Source organism: Pelagibacterium sp. H642 (genome assembly GCF_031202855.1).
GTDB lineage: Bacteria > Pseudomonadota > Alphaproteobacteria > Rhizobiales > Devosiaceae > Pelagibacterium.
Genome location: NZ_CP101829.1, coordinates 475,610 through 501,344, shown reverse-complemented (window position 1 = coordinate 501,344; position 25,735 = coordinate 475,610). Strand labels below are relative to the sequence as shown.

18 protein-coding genes are annotated in these 25,735 nt (G+C 62.1%); 13 read left to right on the top strand and 5 right to left on the bottom strand.

What is annotated here, in order from left to right:
• Positions 1-6 precede the first annotated feature (6 nt).
• From NO934_RS02495 to NO934_RS02480, 4 genes are all read left to right on the top strand, one after another.
• On the top strand, positions 7-1,527 hold the full coding sequence (locus NO934_RS02495) for a Do family serine endopeptidase (RefSeq protein WP_309162056.1): 1,521 nt from the start codon (positions 7-9) through the stop codon (positions 1,525-1,527).
• A gap of 103 nt (positions 1,528-1,630) precedes the next feature.
• Positions 1,631-2,302, top strand: coding sequence for a response regulator transcription factor (locus NO934_RS02490; RefSeq protein WP_309162055.1), 672 nt, complete (start codon positions 1,631-1,633; stop codon positions 2,300-2,302).
• Positions 2,295-3,713 (top strand): ATP-binding protein, encoded by a 1,419-nt coding sequence (locus tag NO934_RS02485; RefSeq protein WP_309162054.1) that lies wholly within the window; start codon positions 2,295-2,297, stop codon positions 3,711-3,713. The genes NO934_RS02490 and NO934_RS02485 overlap by 8 nt, the downstream gene beginning before the upstream one ends.
• Before the next feature lie 15 nt (positions 3,714-3,728).
• A complete protein-coding gene (locus tag NO934_RS02480; protein ID WP_309162053.1) occupies positions 3,729-6,626 on the top strand; it encodes a bifunctional [glutamine synthetase] adenylyltransferase/[glutamine synthetase]-adenylyl-L-tyrosine phosphorylase in 2,898 nt (965 codons plus the stop codon).
• Here NO934_RS02480 and NO934_RS02475 read toward each other — a convergent pair.
• Positions 6,623-8,233, bottom strand: coding sequence for an ATP-binding protein (locus tag NO934_RS02475; protein WP_309162052.1), 1,611 nt, complete (start codon positions 8,231-8,233; stop codon positions 6,623-6,625). The genes NO934_RS02480 and NO934_RS02475 overlap by 4 nt on opposite strands.
• Positions 8,234-8,772: 539 nt before the next feature.
• On the opposite strand from NO934_RS02475, the gene NO934_RS02470 reads away from it, so the two are divergent.
• Both NO934_RS02470 and NO934_RS02465 read left to right on the top strand, forming a co-directional pair.
• Positions 8,773-10,638, top strand: a complete 1,866-nt coding sequence (locus NO934_RS02470) for an ABC transporter ATP-binding protein (RefSeq protein ID WP_309163637.1) — start codon at positions 8,773-8,775, stop codon at positions 10,636-10,638.
• A gap of 63 nt (positions 10,639-10,701) precedes the next feature.
• Positions 10,702-12,588: an ABC transporter ATP-binding protein gene (locus tag NO934_RS02465; protein ID WP_309162051.1), complete on the top strand. Its 1,887-nt coding sequence runs from the start codon at positions 10,702-10,704 to the stop codon at positions 12,586-12,588.
• A gap of 5 nt (positions 12,589-12,593) precedes the next feature.
• Here the strand turns inward: NO934_RS02465 and NO934_RS02460 are convergent, their stop codons facing one another.
• Positions 12,594-13,076 carry an isoprenylcysteine carboxylmethyltransferase family protein gene (locus tag NO934_RS02460; RefSeq protein WP_309162050.1) on the bottom strand — a complete coding sequence of 161 codons (483 nt, stop codon included), beginning with the start codon at positions 13,074-13,076 and terminating at the stop codon, positions 12,594-12,596.
• Between the two features lie 127 nt (positions 13,077-13,203).
• Here NO934_RS02460 and NO934_RS02455 point away from each other — a divergent pair, with 127 nt between their 5' ends.
• From NO934_RS02455 to NO934_RS02435, 5 genes are all read left to right on the top strand, one after another.
• Positions 13,204-15,678, top strand: coding sequence for a glycoside hydrolase family 2 protein (locus NO934_RS02455; RefSeq protein ID WP_309162049.1), 2,475 nt, complete (start codon positions 13,204-13,206; stop codon positions 15,676-15,678).
• 21 nt (positions 15,679-15,699) lie between these two features.
• Positions 15,700-16,410, top strand: coding sequence for a D-lyxose/D-mannose family sugar isomerase (locus NO934_RS02450; RefSeq protein WP_309162047.1), 711 nt, complete (start codon positions 15,700-15,702; stop codon positions 16,408-16,410).
• A gap of 90 nt (positions 16,411-16,500) precedes the next feature.
• The gene (locus NO934_RS02445) at positions 16,501-17,640 is read left to right on the top strand and encodes a PQQ-dependent sugar dehydrogenase (RefSeq protein ID WP_309162045.1); all 1,140 of its coding nucleotides are present in this window, start codon (positions 16,501-16,503) and stop codon (positions 17,638-17,640) included.
• A gap of 114 nt (positions 17,641-17,754) precedes the next feature.
• Positions 17,755-18,795 (top strand): TRAP transporter substrate-binding protein, encoded by a 1,041-nt coding sequence (locus NO934_RS02440; RefSeq protein WP_309162043.1) that lies wholly within the window; start codon positions 17,755-17,757, stop codon positions 18,793-18,795.
• A gap of 151 nt (positions 18,796-18,946) precedes the next feature.
• Positions 18,947-20,494: a carbon-nitrogen hydrolase family protein gene (locus tag NO934_RS02435; protein WP_309162042.1), complete on the top strand. Its 1,548-nt coding sequence runs from the start codon at positions 18,947-18,949 to the stop codon at positions 20,492-20,494.
• Between the two features lie 1,437 nt (positions 20,495-21,931).
• Here the strand turns inward: NO934_RS02435 and NO934_RS02430 are convergent.
• The 3 genes from NO934_RS02430 to NO934_RS02420 form a co-directional block, all read right to left on the bottom strand.
• A complete protein-coding gene (locus tag NO934_RS02430; protein WP_309162041.1) occupies positions 21,932-22,330 on the bottom strand; it encodes a VOC family protein in 399 nt (132 codons plus the stop codon).
• 125 nt (positions 22,331-22,455) lie between these two features.
• Positions 22,456-23,721 (bottom strand): RNA polymerase sigma factor, encoded by a 1,266-nt coding sequence (locus tag NO934_RS02425; protein ID WP_309162040.1) that lies wholly within the window; start codon positions 23,719-23,721, stop codon positions 22,456-22,458.
• On the bottom strand, positions 23,718-24,092 hold the full coding sequence (locus tag NO934_RS02420; RefSeq protein WP_309162037.1) for a YciI family protein: 375 nt from the start codon (positions 24,090-24,092) through the stop codon (positions 23,718-23,720). Before NO934_RS02420 ends, NO934_RS02425 begins: the two co-directional genes overlap by 4 nt.
• A gap of 178 nt (positions 24,093-24,270) precedes the next feature.
• Between NO934_RS02420 and NO934_RS02415 the strand changes: the two genes are divergently transcribed.
• Both NO934_RS02415 and cfa read left to right on the top strand, forming a co-directional pair.
• Positions 24,271-24,528 carry a hypothetical protein gene (locus NO934_RS02415; protein ID WP_309162035.1) on the top strand — a complete coding sequence of 86 codons (258 nt, stop codon included), beginning with the start codon at positions 24,271-24,273 and terminating at the stop codon, positions 24,526-24,528.
• A gap of 90 nt (positions 24,529-24,618) precedes the next feature.
• Positions 24,619-25,734, top strand: coding sequence for a cyclopropane fatty acyl phospholipid synthase (cfa, locus tag NO934_RS02410; RefSeq protein ID WP_309162033.1), 1,116 nt, complete (start codon positions 24,619-24,621; stop codon positions 25,732-25,734).
• The last annotated feature ends 1 nt before the right edge of the window (position 25,735 follow it).

The window sequence follows — 25,735 nt, the reverse complement described above, 5'->3', positions numbered from 1 at the left end:
TTTTCCATGGCCAAAATGCTTTCTACACCGACCCGCAAGCTGGTCGCCGCCTCCGCGCTGGCGATGGTTGCGGCTGCCGGTACGCTCGGTGCCGGTTTCGTAAACACGCAACCCGCCCAGGCTCAGCAGGTGGGCACCGAGGTCGGCAACCCGCCGATGACCGGCTTTGCAGACCTCGTTGAATCGGTTTCACCGGCTGTCGTTTCGGTCCAGGTGAGCGTCGAAGCGCCCATGCAGCAGATCCAGGGCGGTCCGAACTTCCAGTTCGAATTCCCCGATCTTCCCGAAGACCACCCCCTACGCCGCTTCTTCGATCAGTTCGAGGAACCGTTCAACGCGCCCAACGACCGTCCCAACCGTCCGCGCGAATTCATGCAGGCGATGGGTTCGGGCTTCATCATTTCGCCCGACGGTTACATTGTGACCAACAATCACGTCGTCCAGGACGCCACCGAAGTGTCGGTGCTGCTTGAGGACGATACCGAACTGGCCGCCGACGTGGTGGGCACCGATCCGCGCACCGATCTGGCTCTGCTCAAGATTCATGAAGAGCGGGACGATCTGCCCTTCGTGGAATTTGCGACCGATGAAGCCCGCGTGGGCGACTGGGTCGTTGCCGTGGGCAACCCGTTCGGTCTCGGCGGCACCGTGACCGCCGGTATCGTCTCGGCCCGTGGCCGCGACATCAACGCCTCCTACTATGACGACTTCCTCCAGATCGACGCGGCGGTCAACCGCGGCAATTCGGGCGGCCCCTCCTTCAATACCGAGGGCAAGGTCGTCGGCGTCAACACCGCCATCTTCTCGCCCTCGGGCGGCAATGTGGGTATCGCGTTCGCCATTCCCGCCCAGCTTGCCCAGAGCGTGATCTCCCAGCTCCAGGAGAATGGCTTTGTGACCCGCGGCTTCCTTGGCGTCTCGCTGCAGGATCTCAACGAGGATCTTGCCGACGCGCTCGGGCTCGCCAACACCAATGGCGCACTGGTCACCGAGCCGATCGAAGGGGCCCCGGCCGCTGATGCCGGCATCGAATCGGGCGACGTGATCGTCTCGGTCGATGGCGAGGGCGTTGAAAATGCGCGTGAGCTTTCGCGCGTCATCTCCCAGCGTTCGCCCGAATCCGATGTGGTGCTCGGCGTGATCCGCGGTGGCGAGGAACTCGACATCACCGTTACTCTGGACCGTCTCGAGGAAGAGGAAGCCGCGCCCGAAACTCCCGCCGAGGAGGAGCAGGCCGATCCTGAGGCGACCAACTCCTATATCGGTGTTGCCGTTGCTCCCAATCCCGATGGGGAAGGCGTGGTGATCGAGGACGTCGATCCGCAGGGCCCGGCCGCCGCGCGCGGCGTCATGCCTGGCGATGTGATCGAACAAGCCAATGGCGGTGCCATTTCCCAGCCTGAAGACCTCGTTGCCGCTCTCGATGCGGCGCGCGAGGAGGGCAAATCGGCGATCTCGCTGCGCATCTCCCGCGATGGCGTCGCACGCTTCGTGGGCATCCCGCTCGAGGCCGAAGAACAAGAATAATAACGATCGGGGCCGGGCTACGCTCGGCCCCGATGCTGTTCCTGTTCGCTTGCCGGTGAGGGTGTATCGCCTCGCCGGCAGTTTGGGGCATCGGGGGCGATCCATGAAAATCCTGGTCATCGAAGACGATCGCGAAGCGGCGTCCTATCTCATTCAGGCGCTCGATGAATGCGGCCATATCGCCCATCACGCGAGCGATGGTGAGACCGGCTTCGCCATGGCCTCAGGCATGGAATACGATGTCCTGATCGTCGATCGCATGCTGCCGCGCCGCGATGGCCTGTCGATCATCGAATCCCTGCGCGCCGAAGGCGACCAGACGCCGGCGCTGATCCTTTCTGCGCTCGGCGAAGTCGACGACCGCGTGACCGGATTGCGCGCTGGCGGCGATGACTATCTGGTCAAACCCTATGCCTTCTCCGAACTTCTCGCGCGCATCGAAGTCATGGCGCGCCGTTCGGCCCCGAGCGAGGCGGCGACCTCCTATCAGGTGGGCGATCTCGTGCTCGACAGGCTTTCGCGCAAGGTCGAGCGAGGCGGCGAGCAGATCGTGCTGCAGCCGCGCGAGTTCCGCCTTCTCGAATATCTGATGAAAAATGCGGGGCGGGTCGTCACCCGTACCATGCTGCTCGAAAACGTCTGGGACTATCATTTCGACCCCCAGACCAATGTGATCGACGTGCACATGTCGCGGCTGCGCGCCAAGGTGGATAAAGGCCATGAGCGCCAATTGCTGCAGACTGTGCGCGGCGCGGGATATGTGATCCGTGAGTGACGCGCCACAGCGCTCATTTCGCCTTCGCAACCTGTGGCGGACGACCACGGTTCGCCTCACGGCGATGTTCATCGCCATCTTCGTGGGCTTTGCCATCGTTCTTCTGGCTCTGATCGCCTATCAGAGCACCATCCAGCTTCAGCGCGAGCAGTTCCGCAGCGTCGAGCGCGAGATTGCGCAAATCCGCTTACTGTCGCGGCAGTCCGGTATCCGCGCCGTTGCCTTTGCGGTGCAGCGGCTGGCCGACCGACCGGGGCCGGGGATCTACTATCTGGGCGACCCTACCGGCGTCATGATCGCCGGCAACGTCACCGATTTTCCTCCGGCGGTTCTCGCCGAACCGGGACGGTTCGAGCTTGCCTATGAGCGCGGCCGCGAGATTTATGGCGGCCCGGAAGAGCAGGTGCCGACGCAAGGGACGGCGATTGTCGAATCGCTGGAGCTTCCCAATGGCCTGCGCCTGGTGATCGGCCGTGATGTGGGGGAGCGGCGGGGCTTTAATGCCATCATCCTGCGCACTTTTTTTGCCGGCACGCTGGGGATCATCCTGCTGTCGGTGCTGGCAGGGGGCTTTACGGTCCGCTACGTGCTGCGGCGCATCGACGGCATAACGGGCACCTCCAACAAGATCATCTCGGGGAATTTGTCCGAGCGCGTTCCTGTGACCGGCCGCAATGACGAGTTCGACGCGGTTGCGACGAGCCTTAACGCCATGCTCGACAGGATCGAGCGGCTGATGGTTGGGCTCAAGGAAGTAAGCGACAACGTTGCTCACGACCTCAAGACGCCGCTCACGCGCCTGCGCAACAAAGCGGAAGCGGCCCTGCGCGAGAACGCCGATCCGGCTGCCCAGCGGGCCGCGCTGGAAACGACCATCGCCGAATCCGATCAGCTCATCCGCACCTTCAACGCCCTGCTATTGATCGCGCGGGCCGAGGCGGGGACGTCGACCGGAGCATTTTCCGACATCGACATCAGCGAGGCCGCCGCCGACGTCGCCGAGCTTTATACGCCCGTCGCCGAGGACGCCGGTATCAGCCTGCAGACACGGATCGAGCCGGGAATCCGCATGCAGGCAAATCGCGAACTCATCGGGCAAGCCCTTGTGAATCTTGTCGAAAACGCCATAAAGTACGGCAAGAACGCCGAGGACGGGGGCAGCATCACGCTGGCCGCGAAGCGCGAAGCCGGGAGGATCGTCATTGAAGTCGCCGACACGGGCCCCGGCATACCGGAAAGCGAGCGCCAGCGCGTGTTCGAACGCTTCGCGCGGCTGGAGGCCAGCCGTACGGAAGCGGGTGCCGGGCTGGGGCTTGCGCTCGTTTCTGCAGTCGTGCGCCTCCACGGTGGCACTGTCCGGTTCGAGAACAATGAGCCGGGTGCAAAAGCGGTCATCACTTTTCCTCTCTAGCGGGACGGTGAGACTATGACGTCACTTGGCCAAAAACTGCGCCCGCTGCCAGGCGGTGCTGACGAACGCGGCTGCTCCGATGTGCTCGCTGCCCTGAACGATCCGGAGGACCGTGCCGCCGTTGAAGCGGCGGCATCGACACTCGCTCCGATCTTTGTGACAGCACCATACCTGCGTGACCTGGCGGTACGGCACGCGCAATGGTTCGCTGGCGCGCTAAGGCGGGAGCCCGAAGAAAGCTTCGTGGCGCTGATCGAAGACATGCGCGGCGCCGGCCGATCAGCCGACGAGGCGGAGGTCGCCCGGCGTCTGCGGGTCGGCAAGGGCAGGGGGGCGCTCCTGTCTGCGGTGGCCGAGATCGGTGGCGTATGGTCGGCCCGCGAGACCACACGCTGCATGTCCGACCTCGCCGATGCCGCGCTTGAGGCAGCCATCGACTTCCTGATGGCTGAATCGGCTCGAGATGGGAGGTTGGCGCTGCCGCCCGAGAAAGCCGATGCCGCCCATTCCGGCCTCGCCATCTTCGCGCTCGGCAAGCATGGCGGGCAGGAACTCAACTATTCCTCCGATATCGATATCGTCGCCTTCTATGATCCGCATCAGGGGGTGCTGCCGTCCGATGCGGATCACAACAAGTTCTATGTTCGCATCGTTCGCCGATTGGTGGCGATCATGCAGGACCGGACGGCGGACGGATATGTCTTCCGCACCGATGTGCGCCTGCGCCCCGATCCGGGATCGACGCCGGTGGCGATCTCGGTCGATGCGGCGCTGGGCTATTATGAATCGCGGGGACAGAACTGGGAGCGCGCTGCCTGGATCAAGGCGCGGCCATGCGCCGGCGACCTGGCGCTCGGCAACAGGTTCCTCAAGGAACTCGTCCCGTTCATCTGGCGCAAGCATCTCGATTTCGCGATGATCGCCGACATCCAGGCGATGAAGCGCCAGATCAATATTCACCGCAAGGTCGGCGCCGAGCGCGTGCTGGGGCACAACGTCAAGCTCGGGCGCGGCGGTATCCGCGAGATCGAGTTTTTCGTCCAGACCCAGCAATTGATCGCCGGCGGCCGCGACCCCGACCTGCGCGTGCGGCCCACGGTCGAGGCCCTTGCGGCGCTGGTCGCCGGCAAATGGATCGGGGAGGATACCGCGCAGGATCTCGAGCAGACCTACTGGTTCCTGCGCGCGGTGGAAAACCGCCTGCAGATGCTGCGCGACGAGCAGACCCACGTGATGCCGGAAACCGAGGACGGTGTCGCCGAGATCGCCCTGCTGATGGGTTATGAAACGCGTGAGCAGTTTGAAACCGATTATCGGACCGCATTGTCGCGCGTTTCGGATTATTATGCCGAGTTGTTTTCGGAAGGCGAGAGCCTTTCGGGCGAATTGGGAAATCTCGTCTTCACCGGTAGCGACGATGATCCCGATACGCTGGAAACTCTGGCTGGTCTGGGATTTTCCAACCCTGCCGCTGTGTCAGCAACCATCCGCAAATGGCATTATGGCGGCTATGCCGCCACGCGTGCCGCCAAGGCGCGCGAGCATCTGACCGAACTCATTCCGGGGCTTCTCAAGACCTTTGCCGAGAGCGGCAATGCCGATGTGGCTTTCTCGCGCTTCAACGATTTCCTGACGCGCCTGCCGGCGGGCGTCCAGATGTTCGCGCTGCTGCGCAATCACGCCTATCTGCGCCAGCTTTTGCTCGATTTCATGTCGTCCGCCCCTCGGCTGGCCGAGGCGGTGATCCATCGCGCCCATGTGGTGGATGGGCTGATCGATCCATCCTTTGCCGGCTATATTGCGACTGCGGAGTCGCTGGTCGCCAGCGTCGATGCGTTCCTTGCCGAGGCCCGCAGCTTCGAGGATCTGATCGACAGGGCGCGCATCATCGGTCAGGAACAGAAATTCCTGATCGCCGCCGGTCTGGTGGGCGGCGCGCTGTCGGCTGAACAGGCGGGGCGGCAGTTCACTGCTTTGGCCGAAACGCTGCTTGCGCGCCTATTCGCGGCCGTCCGGGAGAATTTCGCCGAACGTCACGGCGCGGTGCCCGGCGCCCGCGTTGGCCTGTTGGCTTTCGGCAAAATGGCCAGCCGGGAAATGACGCTGACATCTGACCTCGACTTTATTCTGCTCTATGACGTGCCCGAGGGAAGCACGGGGTCGGATGGCGAGCGGGCGCTGGACGTTTCGACATATTTCACGCGCCTGACCCAGCGCCTGATCGCCGCTATTTCGGCACCCACTGCCGAGGGTGTGCTTTACGAGGCGGATATGCGCCTGCGCCCCTCGGGCAATGCCGGACCCTTGGCGACTAGCCTCAGGCGCTTCCGCGCGTATCAGCGCGACGAGGCATGGACCTGGGAGCATTTGGCGCTGACCCGGGCTCGGCTTTTCATCGGTGACAGGGACCTGCCTCAGACGGTCGAGCGCGAGATTGCCGAGATCATGGCTTTGCCGCGCGATCGGGCAAAGATCGTCGGCGATGTTCTGGATATGCGTGCCCTGATGGCCAGGGAGCGCCCGCCGCGGCATCCTTTCGATCTCAAGCTCCACCAAGGCGGGTTGGTCGATCTCGAATTCATTGCCCAGACCGCTCAGCTTCTCGAAGGCGAAACGCTGGGCATCCCCCAGGCTCCACCGGCCGGCGTGCTGCTGCGGCTAAGCGAAACGGGAATTTTGGCCAAAGGCGAGCGGCTGGCCGAAATCCACACGACCTATAGCAACATCCTGCAATTGATGAGCGCCTGCCTCATCGATCCGCTCAAGGATGAGGGATGGACGCCCGCGTTTCGGGAATTGGTGGCGCGGCGCACCAATTATCCGGACTTCTCGCGCCTTGAGGCCGACATAGCCGCGATGCGGGAGGAAGTGAGCGCGACTGCGGCGCAGTTCTATGCTCAAATGAAGGGCTAGGCCGCAGCCCGGTCGGGCATGATCGCGACAGGTGCTTGCGGGATTTCCCCGCCCCGCGCCAAGGGGAGCGATATGGCCACGGTGGTGCCGATCCCTTCGAGTGAATCGATGGCCAGCCTTCCGCCGCTGTGTTCGGCAATGGCGCGGGCAATGGCGATCCCCAGGCCGATGCCTGCATGCTGGCGGGCGAACGCAGCGTCCGAGAGGGCGAAGGGCTGGGAGAGCCGCGACATCTGCTCCTCGGTCATTCCGGTGCCGGTGTCGGTGACTTCGAGCACGACCCCGTCGCCGGCCGGCCAGGCGGCTACCCGGATGAGCCCGCCCTGGGGCGTGAAGCGCAAGGCGTTGTCGATGAGGTTGGCCAGCATGCGATCGAGATAGTGTCGATCCGCCGAAAGCCAGCCGCGCGCCTCGCCAGCGATTTCGAGCCTCACGCCGGCTCGCGCCGCGCGGGTTTCGAACCGCGCCGAGCACCCGGAAAGCAGGTCTCTTAGCGATACGGGCTCGCGCTTTAACGCTTTGCGGCCACCTTCGAGTTCGGCGTATTCGAGGATTTCGGCAAACGAAGACAGCAGCTTTTCGCCGGCGCGCTTGATGTCGGCAACGTAGGATTTGTATTTGGGATCGCCCAGCGGGCCGAAGGTCTCGAGCCGGATCATGTCGGCGAAACCGATGATGTGATTGAGCGGGGTACGAATGTCGTGGGAGAGATGGGCCAGAAAGCTGGTTTTGGCACGGCTCGATGCTTCCGCCCTTATCTTTTCTTCATGGTAGCGCCGGGCAAGGCTCTTTTGCTCCTCGCGGATGGCGCTGAGCATGCGATCGGCGGCCTTGCGTTCGGTGATGTCGGTCACGATGGTCACGAACCCGCCCGAGGGGCAGGGGCGTTCGTCCAGCATGATTACGGTTCCGTCGCTGCGTTCGACTTCGACGACACGCTGGCGGGCCACATCGAGAACCGGCCGTGCGGAAATCTTGCCTGAGATGGTTCGGCTGACGGCGGAGTAGGGGGTTCCCGGTGTCGTGCAGATCGATTGCAGCCGTAGCAGGCGGCCAAAGGCGGGGTTGGCGCAAACCAGGCGCCCGTCCTCTCGCCAACGCGCAAGACCGTAGGGTACGGCCTCGATCGCCGGAAGCATGAGGCGGTTCACGTTGTTGACCGATCCAGCGTTTCGGCCTCGATCGCGGAACAGAAGGAAAAGCCCCGCCAACAGCGCGGCGATGATCCAGCCATGGCTCAGGATCAGATTGTCGAGGATCTTGCCTTTCGGAACGAAGACGGAGATCTGGCCAGCGCCGTCGGCCAAAGGCGCGGCGGCATGGATGTAGTCTGCGAGGCTGAAGGGATCGCTCCCCGGCGCAGTGCTGAACACGACCGTACCCAGGCTGTCGCTGACGGCCAGATGGGCGTCGCTGGCCAGCGCGGGTGGAATGGCGATCGTGTCTTGCGGCAGGGCGCCAAGCTGCTCGGGACTGATCTGCGTTGCCGCAAGCGTGGCTATAAGTGCCGCTCGGTCCCTTAAATCCGCCTCGGTGCGCACCATGTCGAAAGCGAGGAACGATGCAGCCGATGCTATGGTGACGACGAGTGCGGCAAGAGTGGGCAATGAGAGTTCGGGCAGTGCCAAAATCCGACGGGTGGCACCTGATGGCTGTGCCTCGAGTCCCTTTCCGCTGACGCCGGATGTCTCCGCCGATCCCATGTTTGAACCAGCCGGTTTTCGCGGCTGCCCCCACCGATTGAGTGATGCTAAGACTTTGAATCAACACATTGACTCTTGTCCATAGGCATTTTTTGCCGCCTGCCGCTTGCCTGGAAATTGTAGAGTCGGCAGAGTCACTTAGCGCCTGTGAAAAATATTTCCGCTTTGTTAACGGTGCCACTGCGCGGCGATCTTCGGGCGGCTTCTGTCATGCCAGTGCCATGCGACTCGCGCTCGAAGGTGGTAATCCGATTGGCTCGCGAAGCGCTCTCCCGGTGTCGGGGGCGGCTCCGTTGGGCCGTCCTTGTCTCAGGCGTGGGCTTGACGATCGCCGCCGGCGAATTTATCAAGTTCAGGCTTGCTAAATTATCTGACCCATTTCCGTCTGCGCATGTGGGAAGGCGCCGACGGTGATGCCGTTTCTCTTCCCTCGGGTAATTCCGATGTTCCGCTGGTTCGAAAATCTCCTCAACCCGTATCCGCCACAGCCGCCCGCGCAGCCGCCGAAATCCATCGTCGCGTTCTGTCTGCACTACATGCAGGGCGTCAAACTTCCGCTCGCCATCATGGCGGTGCTCACGACCCTGGTTGCCCTGGGCGAAATCGCCTTGTTCGGCTTTCTCGGCAGCGTCATCGATTGGCTGTCGGGAGCGAACAAGGAGACCTTCCTTGCCGATGAGGGGCCGACGCTGCTGTGGATGAGCCTGTTCGTGCTCGTCGTGCTGCCGGTGCTCGGACTGCTCTCCAATCTCATCATCCATCAGACGCTCTTGGGTAATTTCCCCCAGCGTATCCGCTGGATGGCGCACAGGTACCTGATCCGCCAGTCGATGAGCTACTTCCAGGACGAGTTCGCCGGCCGGATCGCCACCAAGGTGATGCAGACGGCATTGGCAGTGCGTGAAACGGTGATGAAGTTGCTCGACGTACTCAACTACGTCGTCGTGTACTTCATCGGCGCGGTAGTGCTCGCGGCGATGAACAACATCTGGCTGGCGATCCCCTTTATCGTCTGGATCGTCGCGTATGGCGGGCTCATCTATTACTATGTTCCCAAGCTGGGCCGCATTTCCGAGCGCCAGGCGGATGCGCGCTCGATGATGACGGGCCGCATCGTCGACAGCTACACCAATATCGCGACAGTCAAGCTGTTCTCCCATTCGAGCCGGGAGGAGAGTTATGCCCATGAGGCGATGGATGATTTCCTCCAGACCGTCCACGCCCAGATGCGTTACGTCACCATCCTCAACCAGGCGATCACCGTGCTCAACGCGCTGCTGTTGTTCGCCGTGGGCTTCGTCGGCATCCAACTCTGGCTCAACGACACGGTGACCGCGGGCGCGGTCGCGGCTGCGGCCGCCATCGTCATGCGCTTTCAGGGCATGAGCCAGTGGATCATGTGGGAAATGTCGGCGCTGTTCGAAAACATCGGCACGGTGCGCGATGGCATCAATTCGCTCTCGCTCCCGGCCATGGTCGCCGATGAACCCGACGCGCCGCGGCTCGAACGGGTCAAGGGCGAGATCGCCTTCAAGGATGTTGCCTTCAACTACGGCAAAAAGGGCGATGACGGGTCCACCAAGGTGATTGAAGGGCTGAATCTGCACATTCGCCCGGGCGAGAAGATCGGCCTTGTCGGACGGTCGGGTGCGGGCAAGTCGACCGTCGTCAATCTGCTGCTGCGCTTTTATGACCGTCAGAGCGGGCATGTGTTCATCGACGGCACGGACGTTGCGTCGGTGGCCCAGGATTCGCTACGTGCCAATATCGGAGTTGTGACCCAGGATACTTCGCTGCTGCATCGTTCCGTGCGCGACAACATCAAATATGGCCGGCCGGATGCGACCGACGAGGAGATGTATGCGGCGGCTCGGCAAGCCGAGGCCCATGATTTCATCCTCGGCCTCGTCGATGCCAAGGGCCGCACCGGTTATGACGCTCACGTGGGTGAGCGCGGCGTCAAGCTTTCCGGCGGGCAGCGGCAACGCATTGCGATCGCGCGCGTTCTGCTCAAGGATGCTCCGATCCTGGTGCTGGACGAGGCAACGTCGGCGCTCGATTCCGAGGTTGAAGCCGCCATCCAGAGCCAGCTCGACATGCTCATGGAAGGCAAGACGGTGATCGCCATCGCTCACCGGCTTTCGACCATCGCGGCGATGGACCGGCTGATCATCCTCGAGGAAGGCAGGGTGGTCGAGCAGGGCACGCATGCCGAACTGGTGGCTGCCGGCGGCACATATGCCCGCTTGTGGGCGCGGCAATCGGGTGGTTTCATCGATGCCGAGGCCGAAGAGGTTGCTGCACAATGAGCGTGGCGGGCAGGCTTAAAGATATATCTTGATATATTCTGGAGAGGTCTTATTTTGACGGATATGAAGCAAGACTCTCTCAGCCTGCCCGCGCGCATTTCCCGCGTTTTCGAAACATGGATCGATCCGTTCGGCCGCAAGGGTAACGTGCAGCCGCCCGACACGATCTGGGCATTTCTCTGGTACTATATCAGCCAGGCCAAGGCCCCTTACCTGGCGGTTCTTGCTTTCACGGGCCTCACCTCGCTGTTTGAGGCCCTGTTCTTTTTCTACATGGGCCGGCTGATCGACCTGCTCGAATCCAGCGATGCAGCCGGTGGATGGACCGGCTTTATTGCTGCGCATGGCACTGAACTGGCGGTGATGCTGGGCGTGGTCGTTGTCGGCCGTTTCATCGCGCCGGCGCTCCAGGCGCTCGTTGAAGAGCAAACCATCGGGCGCGGCTTCACCACCATGGTGCGCTGGCAGACCTATGCCTATGTCTCGCGTCAGTCGATCCGGTTCTTCAACGATGATTTCGCGGGCCGGCTGGTCACCAAGGTTTCCCAGGCCGCCCAGTCGCTCAACGATTTCGTCGCCAGCGTCATTCAGATCGGCTGGGCGCTGACGATCTTTGCCGGCACGACGATCTTCCTTTTCGCCCAGCTCGACTGGCGCATGGCCGCGCTGGTGGTCATCTGGATCGGCACGGTGTTGGCCATGGCGCGCTATTTCGTGCCACGCATGCGCAACCGCGCCGCCGAAAACGCCGAGAATGCCTCGGTCCTCAATGGCCGGATCACCGACAGTTTCGCCAACATCCAGACGTTGCGCTTGTTCGGCAGCGCCGAGGATAACGACACCTATGTCAAGAAGGGCTTCGAGCGGTTCCTGGCTTCTGCGACCCGTCTGGCTCGGCTGGTGAGCGGGCTGCGCGCCGTCATGGGTCTTTTGAGCGCGGTTATGATCCTCGCTTTCGGTGCGCTTTCGATCCACCTCTGGACGACGAATGCCATAACCGTGGGCGCAATTGCCTTCACCCTCAGCCTGGTCCTGCGCCTCAACATGATGCAGATGCGCCTTATGGGGCAGCTCAACGGCATGATGCGCCATTTCGGCGTCGCCCAGAACGCGATGGAGACCATCGCCCAGCCGCTCGATCTCACCGATGCGCCCGATGCCAAGCCGCTGCAGGTGACCGAAGCGGCGGTCAATTTCGACAACGTCAAATTCCACTATGGACGCGAGAGCGGCATCATCGAAGGCGTTAACCTCTCCATTGCACCGGGAGAAAAAGTGGGGTTGGTCGGCCATTCGGGGGCCGGCAAGTCGACGCTCGTCAATCTCCTGCTGCGCTTCTACGATGTCGAGAGCGGCCGTATTCTGATCGACGGGCAGGATGTGTCCAAGGTCACCCAGGAATCCCTGCGCGCCAATATTGGCGTCGTCACCCAGGATACAGCGTTGCTGCACCGTTCGGTCCGGGCCAACATCATGTTCGGCAAGCCCGATGCCTCCGAAGAGGAGATGATCGCGGCCGCCAAGGGCGCGGAAGCCCATGAGTTCATCATGCAGCTCCAGGACCATCGCGGGCGGTCCGGTTATGACGCCCAGGTCGGCGAGCGTGGGGTCAAGCTGTCGGGCGGGCAGCGCCAGCGCATCGCCATTGCGCGCGTGCTGCTCAAGGATGCGCCGATCCTGGTGCTCGACGAGGCCACATCGGCGCTCGACAGCGAAGTCGAAGCGGCGATCCAGAGCCAGCTCGATCGGCTCATGGAAGGCAAGACGGTGATCGCCATCGCCCACCGGCTTTCGACCATCGCGGCGATGGACCGCCTCGTGATCCTCGATCACGGTAGGATCGTGGAAGAGGGTCCGCACGAGGAGTTGCTGGCGCGCGGCGGCCACTATGCGCGGCTCTGGGGGCGGCAATCCGGCGGCTTCCTCGATCTCGAAGACGCCGCCGAATAGCCAAGCTAAAGCCAGCGGCGGGTGTGCGTCAGGTAATGCGCATAGGTCGCGCCAAACTTGCGCATGAGATATGCCTCCTCGCGTGTGACGACCACGCGGTCGAGAACCAGCCACAGTACGGGCAGGGCAAAGAGCCCCCATTCGAGCGCAAAGATCAGCGTCAGCCCGGTGTAGGCCAGAAGGAACCCCACATACATCGGGTTGCGCGTAAAGCTGAACGGCCCGTGCGACACGATGGTTGTCGTTGGCTTGAACGGCTCGGCATGTGTTCCTGCGGCCTGCATCACGCGGTAGGCCCAGAAATCCAGCCCCAAACCAAAGACCACAAGAACGATGCCGGCCAAGGTGTTTAACGACATGAGCGCTGGCGCGGGAAGAATGGCGATGGGAAAGAGCCAATCGAGGATCACGGCCACGACGAGAAACAGCACCGGATAGGTCGGTGGCAGGTGCGGCAGCCCCGGATTGTCGCGTTCGGGCTCGGGCATAGTGTCCTCCTGCGCGTTTGCTTGCGCCGATTTCTCTTTTAGCGCGAGATGAGGGTAGAGTAGAAGGCTTTCGGATGGGCGTTCGCCGCTCACGACAATCAGCCCCAAGCACCAGGAGGAGAACGCCATGGCCGATGTCCACCCCAGGACTGCTGCAATCGATTACAAGACCATCGACCTTGGCGGACGCTTCACGCTCACAGCGCCGGAACGCGGTTGGCGCGGGGACATCCACCTGCCTGGCGACGTGCACACCGCCTTGCTCGAAGCAGGCGAAATTCCCGATCCCTATTTCGGCCAGAATGAAGATGCGGTCGCTTGGGTGTACAAAACCCCGTGGACGGTCGAGCGCGCTTTTGATGTGCCGGCCGATATGGCCGACGGCTTTCTTACGCTGACGCTTTCCGAAGTCGATTGCCTTGCCACGGTGCTGCTCAATGGGGAGGCGATCGCCGAGACGCAGAACCAGTTCATCCGCTACGATATCGACGTCACCGGCAAGGTTCGGCCGGGCGAGAATACGCTTACCATAGCGTTTGCCGCCGTTCCCGAAGTAGCTCAGGCTCGCGCCGACGCGCACGCGTTTGCCATTCCCTATGCGGCGATGAACCAGAAGGTGGCTCACCTCAATTTCGTGCGCAAGACCGCCTGCCACGCGGGCTGGGACTGGGGCATCTGTTTGATGCCCATCGGGGTCTATGGCCGGATGGAGCTGCGGCGTGTCGCTCTCGCTCACACCGAGAGCGTGCAGGTCGATCAGCATCACGAGCACGGAGCGGCGGCGCTGGAAATCAAAACCCGCGTCCATGCCTTCAGCGACGGTGAAATCACCCTCATCCATACCTTCGACGGGCAGGAAATCGGTGGTTCCGTTGCCGTCAAAAAGGGTGAGAACCTCTTTACTCACATGCTCGTCGTCCACGATCCGGAACTGTGGTGGCCGAGCGGGCAGGGGGGTCAGCCGCTCTATGATCTGAGAACCGATGTCGACGGTGAGGTGACCGTCCGCAAGATCGGCCTGCGCAAGCTCGAATGGGTGGTCGAGCCCGACGCCATCGATCACAGCTTCAAATGCCGGATCAACGGCCGTGACATCACCATGATGGGCGCCAACTGGATTCCGGCCGATGCCATTCCCTCGCGCATCACGCCGGAAACGGTCCGAGATCTCCTCGAAAGCGCCAAGGCTGCGAATTACAATATGCTGCGTGTCTGGGGCGGAGGCCAGTACGAGCCGGATTGGTTCTACGATCTCTGCGACGAACTCGGCCTGCTGGTCTGGCAGGATTTCATGTTCTCCTGCATGCCGTACCCGTCCGACCGCGCTTTTTTGGCTGATGTTGCGACCGAGATCACCCAGCAGGTGCGTCGGCTTTCCCACCATGCCTCGATCGCCCTCTGGTGTGGCGACAACGAGGTGATCGGTTCGCTCAATTGGTATCCGGAAACCCGTGCCAATCGCGACCGCCACCTCGCCAACTACGACCGCATGTCCAAGCTCCTCTCCGACATCGTCGCAGACGAGGACCCCCAGCGGCGCTTTTGGCCCTCTTCGCCTTCGCTGGGTTATATGGATTTTGCCGATGGCTGGCATGTGGACACGCGCGGCGACATGCATTTCTGGGACGTCTGGCACTCGGCCAAGCCGTTCGAGCACTACCGCACCGTTCAGCCGCGTTTTGCGTCCGAATTCGGCTTTCAGTCCTTCACCTCGATGAATGTCATCGAGACCTTCACGGAGCCTGGAGACCGCAATCCCTCCTCGCCCGTGATGGAAACGCACCAGCGCAACGATGGCGGCAATGCGCGCATTCTCGAAACCATGTGCCGCTATTTCCGCTTCCCCAAGGGCTTTGAGGAGATGGTGTTCCTCTCCCAGGTCCAGCAGGGGCTTGCCATCAAGACGGCCATCGAGTTCTGGCGCTCCACGAAACCGCGCTGCATGGGTACGCTCTATTGGCAGATCAACGACATCTGGCCCGTGGCGAGCTGGTCCAGCCTCGACTATGGCGGGCAGTGGAAGCTGCTGCACTACCTCGCCAAACGCTTCTTCGCGCCGATCACCATTGTCGCAGTGCCCGAGGGCGGAGAGATCGTCATCAAGGGCATGAATGATGGGCCGGCAGCCGCCGATATCATTCTCGACGTGTCGCTCGTTGGAATGGATGGCCAGGCCAAGCCCCTGCATAGGCTCGACATTTCCCTGGGGCTTGAATCTGCATCCGAACTGGTTCGCGTACCGCTGGAGACCGTTGGAGAGGATCGTTTCGTTCTGCTCGAATGGCGGGACCGCGATGGAAATCTGATTGGGACCAACGATTTTTTTCCGCGCGCCTACAAGTACTACAATCTGCCCGCCGCGCAGGTCAGCGCCGCCTGGCATAGCGACGACACTGGCCACCACCTGACCCTGCAATCGGACGCCTGTGCCTTCTTTGTCACGGCGCACTCCGATTGCGCGGGATATTTCTCGGACAACTGTGTGGCGCTCTTGCCCGGGCGCGGCGTTACCCTTAGCTTCATCCCCCGTAAAGGCGCGGCACCAAGTCTGGACGATCTCCAAAACAGCTTGAGGATCAGCCATTTGGCGCAGACCTATTGACTGATTTATGGAGCACTGGGGATGAAGCGATCCCGCGTCAATGAGATCATCTCCCAGGCCGACGAGTTCATCCGGTCCTTCGGTTATATTCTGCCCCCCTTTGCCTATTGGACGCCGTCCGAGATGAAGGATCGCGCCGATGAAATCGGCAATATCGTCAGGGGCGGCCTGGGCTGGGATGTGACCGATTACGGCCAGGGCGATTTCGATGCCCTGGGGCTGTTCCTGTTCACCGTGCGCAATGGCGATGCGGCCGATCTCGGCAAGGGGCGCGGAATGCTCTACGCCGAAAAGATCATGATTTCGCGCCAGGATCAGATTTCCCCGATGCACCGCCATACCATCAAGGCCGAGGACATTATCAATCGCGGCGGCGCCACCTTGGCGCTGCAACTTTACAATGACGACGGCACCGGGACGGGTATCGACACCACCGGCGAGGTCACGGTTTTCACCGATGGCATCCGTCGCGTGCTGCCCGCCGGCGGCATTCTCGAGCTGGCGCCGGGGGAAAGCGTCACGCTGCTGCCGGGCAATTGGCACAAATTCTGGGGAGAAGGCGGCGACGTGCTGATCGGGGAGGTCTCCACGGTCAACGACGACCGCACCGACAACACGTTCCTTGATCCGATTGGCCGGTTCTCGGCAATCGAGGAGGACGTGGACCCCATCCACCTGCTCGTTTCCGACTATGAAGAATGGTTCGGCGCGGCGGGCCGCTCGGGCTACTGATTTTTTCCTGACTAATTCGTGATCGCCATTGTCGGAACAAACTTGCCCCTCCCTTATTGCGTGTTCGCAATAAACTTTGAGGAGGTCAGTGTGTTTAAAACATCCCTTATCGCTTTGGCATGTGCGACCGCGTTGGTGACGCCCGCTCTTGCCCAGACCTATGAAACCGAACACGGAGCGGTAACGCTCGAGCCATTCGTGGAAGGCCTGGAATTCCCATGGGGACTGGTCTTTCTACCCGACGAAAGCATGCTGGTGACCGAACGGCCCGGCAATCTGCGTCACGTGACGGCGAACGGCGAAATCTCCGAGCCGATCGCTGGTGTTCCCGAGGTGGTTTACGAAGGACAAGGCGGGCTGCTGGACGTCGCCCTCGATCCCGAATTTGAAACCAACCGCTATGTCTATCTCAGCTTCGCCGAAGCCGGCCAGGAAGAGGGAACCAACTCGACCGCCGTGGCACGCGGCGTGTTGAGCGAAGACATGACGGAATTGACCGATGTCGAGGTCATCTTCTCCCAGCAACCCAAACTGCCCTCCACGCTTCATTTCGGTTCGCGCCTGACCTTCGACAATGACGGCTACCTCTTCATCACCACGGGCGAGCGCTCCGATGCCGAGTTCCGCGTCCAGGCGCAGGACCTCGATTCCCACCTCGGCAAGGTGATCCGCATTCTGCCAGATGGCACGGTGCCCGAGGATAACCCGTTCGTGGATACCGAAGGCGCGCTGCCTGAAATCTGGAGCTACGGTCACCGCAACATGCAGGGTGCCGACCTGCATCCCGAAACCGGTCAGCTCTGGGTTGCCGAGCACGGTCCGCGTGGTGGCGACGAGCTCAACAAGGTTGTCGAGGGTGGCAATTTCGGTTGGCCGCTTTTGACCGAAGGCACCGAATATACCGGCGATCCCATCAATCCGCCGGAAGAGCTGCCCGAGGACCTGATTCCCGCCGAACGCACCTGGGTGCCTTCGCCCGCTCCCTCCGGTCTTCTGTTCTATACCGGCGAGATGTTCCCCGAGTGGCAGGGCGATGCGTTCTTCGGTGCCCTGGCCGGTACCGATGTAATCCGCGTCGACCTCGACGGCGAAGAGGTTCTAGGCGATGAGTTCCTGTTCGGTGACGAATTCCCCCATCGCATCCGCGATGTCGTTCAAGGTCCAGATGACGCCATCTATCTGGTGACCGACGCAGAGGCCGGCGAAATTCTGCGGTTGAGCGCCGAATAAGCCTGCGCTAGAAAATCCGGGCATCGGGGGAACCGGTGCCCGGGTCATCATGTCCAGTACCCGGAGCGGGATCGAACTCGCACAGGGTGAGAGGCATCCTTGCTGGTCCCGCGCATGCAGGGACCTTTCATGTTCTTCGGAAAATCCGTTGCGGCAGCGCTCGTCGGCGTTTGCCTTGCTTTGCCCGTTTCGGCCCAGGACGTCACGCTGAGGCTGCACCACTTCCTGCCCATGACCGACAGCGTGCCCCGGGAAGGACTGGTCCCATGGGCGGAAACGGTCGAGGAGCAATCGGGCGGCAGGATCGCAATTGAGTTCTACCCATCCATGATGCTCGGCGGAGCGCCGGCCAATCTCTTCGATCAGGCGAGGGACGGGGTAGTGGATCTCGCCTGGACGGTTCTGGGGTACACGCCCGGACGTTTTCCGAAGTCCGAAGTGTTCGAGATGCCGTTTCTGGTGACCAATGCCGAGGATACCTCGCGGGCGTTCCAGCGCTTCGTTCAAGAACACGCCATGGACGAATTTGCGGGCGTCAAGCTCATTGCCGTCCACACGCATGGACCTGGGATTTTCCACTCGCGTGATCCCATCACCGCGCTGGAGGATATCGAGGGCATGAAGATCCGGGGAGGCTCGCGTGTCATCAGCGCCATGCTGGCCGATCTCGGGGCCGAGCCGATCGGCATGCCGGTACCTGAAGTGCCCGAGGCGCTCTTAAGGGGAACGATCAATGCGGCGACCATTCCCTGGCAGGTGACGCTGGCCCTGCGGACCAGCGAGATCGTCGGGCATCACACCGAGTTCGCGGGCGATCACGGGCTTTATACGCAAACCTTCGCCTTCGTGATGAACCGCGACGCCTATGACCGCCTGCCCGACGACCTGCGCGCGGTGATCGACGCCAATACGGGGATCGAATGGGCAGGGCGGTTCGGCGCCGCCAATGATGCCGATGATGTGGTGGCGCGGGCGGCTGCGGTGGCGGCGGGCAATACGATCGTGACGCTCGGCGCCGATGAGACCGAGCGTTGGCGCGCGGCGGCGCAGGTGACCATCGACAATTGGTTCGCAGAGACCGAAGCGGCCGGGATCGACGGGCGAGGCCTTTATGTGCGGGCCGTGGAACTGGTGGACGAGGAGAGCGGTTCGTAAATTCGGCAGTATCGCCCAGAGGGAGGGGGCGGGGATAAATCGAGCGAAGCGTGGAAGGGCTCACTCGATCCCGGAATGACAACGGTTGAACTTGCCCGATCGGCTGTGCATTAAACCGGAAAGCCTGCCGCTCAATCAGTGAGACCACCCTGTGCCCAAACTTTCCGACAAGCCCCTCCTCGAGGTTCGGACAGCCAAGATTCGCGACATCCCGGCCATCATCAAGCTGACCGAGCGGGTTTATCCCGAGGAAGGACCCTACCTGGCCGGCACCATACGGGGACAAATCAACGCCTTTCCCGAGGGGCAGTTCGTGGCCGTCTATGACGGTCAGATCGTGGGCTATGCGGCGACGCTGCAGCTCAGCGAAAAGCAGATTTTCCGCCAGCATACCTGGGAGAACATCACAGGGGCCGGCTATGCGAGCCTTCACAACGCCAAGGGCGAGTGGCTCTATGGCGTCGAGGTCTGCGTCGATCCCGGCCGGCAGCGCAACCGGATCGGGCGACGGCTGTACGAAGCTCGCCAGCGCCTGTGCGAGGAGCTCTGGCTCAAGGGGATTGCCTTCGGCGGGCGGCTGCCGGGGTTCCGGCGCAACAAGAAGGACTATCCGCGCATCACGCAATATTTCCAGGCCGTCAAGGACCGCGAAGTGCGCGATCCGGTGGCGAGTTTCCAGATGAAACTGGGCTTCGAGCCCGAAATGCTGCTGCGCCACTACCATCCCGACGACAAGGCCTCTGGCGGTCATGCGGCGCTGATGGTGTGGCGCAATCCGCGCTATGACGAAGAGGACGAGCGGCGGCCGGCGCATCGGCGCAGCCGGGAGACGGTGCGCGTGACCACCGTGCAGCTTGAAGCGCGCCGGTTTGCAGATGCCGAGGCGTTTTTCGAGCATATGCAGTATTTCGTAGAGGTGGCGGCCGATTATGCGTCGGACTTCGTGGTGTTCCCGGAACTCTTCACCCTGATGCTGCTTTCGAGCGAACCGGAGAAGCCGCCGCACGAGGCGATCCTGCGGCTGACCGAATATACGCCCCAATTCATCGAGCGCATGCAGCAGATGGCGCTCAAGTGGAACATCAACATCATCGGTGGTTCTCATCCGACGATCACCGAGGACGAGGATATCCAGAACGTCTGCTACGTGTTCCTGCGCGATGGGACGATCCACGCGCAGGAGAAGATGCATCCCACCCCCGACGAGCGGGACTATTGGGGCATCGTGGGCGGCGACACCGTCGATGTGATCGATACCGATTGCGGGCCGATCGGGGTGATGATCTGCTATGACAGCGAGTTCCCCGAAGTGGCGCGGCGGCTGGCCGATCAGGGCGCGCGGATCATGTTCGTACCCTACTGCACCGATACACGGCAGGGGCATTTGCGCGTGAAATACTGCTGCCAGGCGCGGACTATCGAGAACCAGTGCTACGTGGTGACCTCGGGGATCACCGGCAACCTGGCCAATGTCGACAACCTCGATATCAACTATGCCCATTCGGCGATCTATACCCCCTCCGACATGCCGTTCGCCCGCGACGGGATCGCGGCGGAAGCGAGCGAGAATGTCGAGATGGTGGTGGTGGGCGACCTCAACGTCTCCACGCTGCAATGGGCGCGGGCGCAGGGCGCGGTGCGGAACCTCCGCGATCGCCGCTTCGACCTCTATCGTATCCGTTGGAAGGATGGTGGATAAGCTCCCGTTTATAAAGGGCATGCCCAATCGCCCTCCGGCGGCGCCTTCGGGTCAATCGCGATATCAAAGACGGCATGGGGCGATGAACGCCTCGTGCTGTTTTGTTTAGTATGAAGCGATCATCGCCCCCTGCGTCCGGGATTTTGGGCTTATGGCGGCTTCTCGGGCTGGGGGTTGTTAGGAAAGCCACCGTTGCCGATGATTTCCCGCTGCCCCTCCGGGTTTCCCCGGTGCGACGTGGGAGTGATTGGATTGGTGGTCCGCTCACACCTTTTATCCACATCCGGCCATCTGTCCGCTTTGGGCCTTCCCCACGGCGACCCGTGAGGAACCCGAACCGACCCCGCCCAAACGTTCGTAGCGCTTGCGTCCATGAGTGCGGGGTCGTGAGGGGGAGTATGGGGGAAGTGCAGAGGGCGGGGATAAGTTTTTTGCAAAGCCTGCCTTGGGAGCAATCGCCGACATCTCCCCCAGCGTGTCACCCCGGGCCTGACCCGGGGCAAGGTATGCGCACCGTTTCCGGTTCTTGCCATGACGCAAGCTCAGCGCCCTCATCCCCGGCCCTTCTCCCACCAGGGGAGAAGGGGGCTCTTAGGGGAGCGCTGGGGATAACAAGCACGGTGTTGGTGTTTGTTCCTCTTACCCTTCTCCCCTGGTGGGAGAAGGTGGCCGCGAAGCGGTCGGATGAGGGGGGCTCGGCATATCAGCGGCCACCGGCGGTGATTGGTAAAGCTCAGCGCACCCCTCATCCGTCTCGCCCTGCGGGCGACCCCCCTTCTCCCTCAAGGGGAGAAGGGGTTCCGGGGGCAAGCGCTGCGGCTGGGGCTCAGGCGCTGAGTGTACTGGATCCCGGCTCAAGGCCGGGATGACGGTTGGGGGTGGTGTGACGGTGGGGATAAGCAGTCGGGCTGCTGAAAACCTCGGTGGTGAGCCTGGAAGGCCGGAGATTGGGCAGCGTCCTACCCTCACCCCCAGCGTGTCACCCCGGGCTTGACACGGGGTAAGGTATGCGCGCCGTTCTCGGCTCTTGCGATGACGCAAGCTCAGCGCCCCCCTCATCCGTCTCGCTCTTTGGGCGATCCACCTTCTCCCTCAAGGGGAGAGAGCGATTGGGGAAGCATTGCCGCGAGAATCTCTTCGCTCGTTGACTCTAGGCTCCCCGTCGTAAAGGCGGGGAATGCGCGAGAAAGAGCCGGGAGCGGCGCGCATACCTTACCCCGTGTCAAGTCCGGGGCGACACGGTGGGAGTGGAGGAGGAGGGTGGAAGCTTGAAACGTTTTTCAGGCACTCCACCTCCAGTTCGTCACCGTCGGATTGCTCCGACGATCCGCAGCCTGCCCAGCGGTGTGAGAGGCGGGCAGGTCTCTAAGCCGTGTGAAGGTCTTCTGCCTAGGCCGGCGGCGGGTGCCGGGTTTGCTCCCGGCAACCGTCAGAGGCTCACTCCACGTTGAACATCCATTTGACGCCCCAGCGGTCGCGCAGCATGCCGAAGCGTTTGGCCCAGAAGGTGGGCTCGAGGTCCATTTCGACCTCACCACCTTCCTTGAGCGCGGCGAACATGCGGTCGGCGTCCTCGGGCGTGTCGGGGTGGACCGAGATGTAGGTGCCCGAAAATGAATTGGCGGTCGCCATGGGGGCGTCCGAACCCATGAGAACCGTGTCGCCGATCGTAAGACTGCCATGCATGATCTGGTTCTGCATCTCGGGCGGCACGTGTTCGGATGCGGGCGTGTCCTTGTGCGCCATCAGTTCGAGTTTGCCGCCAAAGACCGTCTGGTAGAAGGTGAACGCCTCGCGGCAATCGCCGGCAAAGTTGAGATAGGGGTTGATTTTCACGCTGGCCTCCTCCGCGCCAAAAGATCTTTAGTATCAAAGACTAAGCTTAAAATCCGGATTCAGGCCATGATACACCTGAATCCGACTATCAACCAATTGAATCTGGTTGTGAACCAGAGAGGGGCCTAGGTTTGTTGCCCTGAAGGCGGTCTGCCGAGCTTGTCGAGATGGGCGCGGATGTGCACCGCCTCGGCAGTGGTGTTGGCATGGGCGATGGCGACATCGAATGCGGTTCGAGCTTCTTCGATGCGGCCGAGTTCCTTGAGCAATCCTCCGCGTAGCCCGTGGAAGTAGAAATAGCCGCCCAACGCATCGGCAAGCGGTTCGATGAGGTCGAGTGCGGCCTGCGGGCCGGAGAGCTTGGAGACGGCGACGGCGCGGTTGAGGGTCACCACCGGGGAAGGCTGGATGAGCTCGAGCGTGCGGTAGAGCAACTCGATCTCTTCCCAATCGGTGTCTTCCGGCTTTTCCGCATGGGCATGCAGGGCGGCGATGGCTGCCTGGATCTGGAAAACTCCAGGGGTACGATGGCGCATGGCCTTGTCGATGAGCGCCAGACCCTCATCGATCATGCGCCGGTCCCAGAGGGTGCGGTCCTGATCGTCGAGCAGGATGATGTTGCCGTCCGCATCGAAGCGGGCCGCGTCGCGCGATTGCTGAATGAGCATCAGCGCCAAAAGCCCCATCAATTCGGGCTCGGTGGGGAACAGGCCCAGCAGCAGGCGGCCGAGACGAATGGCTTCGGTGGCGAAGGTGTTGCGGGTTTCGGCGCGCTCGCCGGCCGAGGTGTAGCCCTCGTTGAAAACCAGATAGATCATGGCCGCGACGGCGCCCACGCGCTCGGCCCGGTCGGCGGCGTCGGGGGTCTCAAAGCTGGCTCCGGACTTGGCGATGCGGGCCTTGGCGCGGGTGATGCGCTGCTCCATCGCAGCTTCGGAGACGAGGAAGGCGCGGGCAATCTGCTTGACCGATAGGCCGGAAACGATGCGCAGGGCCAGACCGATCTGCTGGGTGGCCGGCAGGTCCGGATGACAGCAGACGAACAGGAGCCGCAGGATATCGTCGCGATAATGCGATTCGTCGATGCGGTCGGCGATGTCGGTCTCGGCGTCCGAGGTATCGGAGATGCGCTCCTCGTCGGGCAGTTCGGTGAACCGCGCGCGGCGACGGACGCTATCGATGCCGGTGTTGCGGCCGACAAGGATGAGCCAGGCGGCGGGATCGCGCGGCGGCCCGTTGCGGGGCCAGGATTTGAGCGCGCGCAGGCAAGCCTCCTGGAACGCTTCCTCGGCGAAATCGAGGTCGCGGAAGTACCTGTAGAGCGCGGCGACCGCCTTGGGGCGGGCACCGGCCAGGGTAAGACCAATCCAGTCGGCTTCCTTGTCGTTCACTTTGCTGCTGCTCCGGGATAAAACTCGCGGACCGGGCGGATCTCATAGGACCCCATGCCCGGATTGGCCTCGGCGAGATCGCGCACAACCTGCACGACCTCTTCGAGGCTCTCCGCGTCGATGACGTAAAAACCGAGGAACTGTTCCTTGGTTTCGGCGAAAGGCCCATCCAGAACCATGGGTTCGCCCGCCGTCTTGCGCAGCGTGGTCGCGGCCGTGGTGGGCATCAAGCGGGCCACCGGTCCCATCTTGCCTGCTTCCACGAGCGGTTTCTGAACGGCAACGAGGTCGGCCATGACCTTGTCGTCATATTCTTTCGACCAGCCGCCCACGGCAGCTTCGTCGTTGTAGCAAAGGATCGCATAGAGCATGGCCTATCTCCCTGTAAGCCGAGGACGGACCCGGATGCCGCTTGCCGACAGTCCGGGCGATTTTTTTTGCATGAGCGGTGGGAGACTGCCCCGAGAGCGCGCCAAACGCGAGTCGTTTTGCAACCGCCCACACCGTTCGGGCATTGGAGGGATGTGGACGGCATTGTGGGAGAGTGCGATGGCCTTAACGCGCGAGGAAATCGAGCGGCTGCTCGGCCCGATCGACAATCAATTGGCTGCCGAGATCGCCGCGACCGATGCGACGGCGGCCGATCTCGCCAAGGCGCTGGCCTGGCTTCAATCCGACGAAGCGCTGGTCAATGATGGGGATCATTTGCCCACGGGCAAGGTCGCCGAACTGATCGGGATCCTGGAAACCGCCGATGACGAAGAGGGATATTCGGCGCCCATTCAGAGTGCTGACGACTGGGCGTGATAGAGACTGGACAAGGCTGACAAATTTTAGTGAGGTGGGAGTCTTTCCTCCCCGCGCCGTCGTGCGCCACTATTTTGCCTGAGCGGGCCAATGTCTGCAAAGTTCAAGTCTTTTATCTCCGATCTTCTTTCTCAAATCGACATCCAAATTGGCGGTTCGCGGCCCTGGGATATCCAGGTGCATGACGACCGGCTCTACAATCGGGTCATGACGCAAGGCTCGCTGGGGCTGGGCGAAGCCTATATGGACGGCTGGTGGGATGCCGGCGCTGTCGATCAGTTCCTCTATCGCGTGCTGACCGGCGAGCTTCAGAAGCGCATCAAGTTCGATTTCGCCCTGGCGCTCCTGACCATCAAGGGCGTCCTGCTCAACCCGCAGCGACTCAATGTGCGCGAGGTGGGCGAAAAGCACTACGACATCGGCAACGATCTCTATAAGCGCATGCTCGATCCGCGCATGATCTACTCGTGCGGCTATTGGCGCGAGGCTGAAACGCTCGAGGAGGCGCAGGAAGCCAAGCTCGACCTGATCTGCCGCAAGATCGGATTGAAGGAGGGGATGCGCATCCTCGATATCGGTTCGGGCTGGGGCGGACTCCTGAAGTTCGCCGCCGAGAAATATGGCGTGTCCGGCGTCGGAATCACCGTCTCCAAGGAGCAGATGGCGCTGGCCAACGACATCCGTGGCAACCTGCCGATCGAGACGAGGCTCATGGACTATATGGAGCTCGATGGGCAGTTCGACCGGATCGTCTCGGTCGGCATGTTCGAGCATGTGGGCTATAAGAACTACAACGCCTACTTTTCAAAGGTGCATGAGCTTTTGCCCGATGACGGGCTGTTTCTGCTCCATTCCATCGGCGGCAGCCTGACGCGCCGGGTGGGCGATCCCTGGCTGGAAAAATACGTCTTCCCAAACGGCATGCTGCCATCGCCCAAGCAGGTGACATCGGCGGTCGAAGGCAAGCTGATCATGGAGGATTGGCACAATTTCGGCGCCGATTACGATCGCACGTTGATGGCTTGGCACGAGCGGTTCGAGGCGGCGTGGCCCGAGCTCAAGGACAAATACGGCGAGCGGTTCTACAGGATGTGGCGCTACTACCTGCTGTTGTGCGCAGCGGTGTTCCGCGCGCGCTGGGTGCATCTGTGGCAGATCGTCTATTCAAAGAACGGGCTGCAGGGCGGGTATCTCTCGGTGCGTTAGG

Bases quoted from the DNA above. Each gene is read 5' to 3' on its own strand.
- NO934_RS02495 (WP_309162056.1), top strand. From the start codon at position 7: ATGGCCAAAATGCTTTCTACACCGACCCGCAAGCTGGTCGCCGCCTCC.
- NO934_RS02490 (WP_309162055.1), top strand. From the start codon at position 1,631: ATGAAAATCCTGGTCATCGAAGACGATCGCGAAGCGGCGTCCTATCTC.
- NO934_RS02480 (WP_309162053.1), top strand. From the start codon at position 3,729: ATGACGTCACTTGGCCAAAAACTGCGCCCGCTGCCAGGCGGTGCTGAC.
- NO934_RS02470 (WP_309163637.1), top strand. From the start codon at position 8,773: ATGTTCCGCTGGTTCGAAAATCTCCTCAACCCGTATCCGCCACAGCCG.
- NO934_RS02465 (WP_309162051.1), top strand. From the start codon at position 10,702: ATGAAGCAAGACTCTCTCAGCCTGCCCGCGCGCATTTCCCGCGTTTTC.
- NO934_RS02460 (WP_309162050.1), bottom strand. From the start codon at position 13,076: ATGCCCGAGCCCGAACGCGACAATCCGGGGCTGCCGCACCTGCCACCG.
- NO934_RS02455 (WP_309162049.1), top strand. From the start codon at position 13,204: ATGGCCGATGTCCACCCCAGGACTGCTGCAATCGATTACAAGACCATC.
- NO934_RS02450 (WP_309162047.1), top strand. From the start codon at position 15,700: ATGAAGCGATCCCGCGTCAATGAGATCATCTCCCAGGCCGACGAGTTC.
- NO934_RS02440 (WP_309162043.1), top strand. From the start codon at position 17,755: ATGCAGGGACCTTTCATGTTCTTCGGAAAATCCGTTGCGGCAGCGCTC.
- NO934_RS02420 (WP_309162037.1), bottom strand. From the start codon at position 24,092: ATGCTCTATGCGATCCTTTGCTACAACGACGAAGCTGCCGTGGGCGGC.
- NO934_RS02415 (WP_309162035.1), top strand. From the start codon at position 24,271: ATGGCCTTAACGCGCGAGGAAATCGAGCGGCTGCTCGGCCCGATCGAC.
- cfa (WP_309162033.1), top strand. From the start codon at position 24,619: ATGTCTGCAAAGTTCAAGTCTTTTATCTCCGATCTTCTTTCTCAAATC.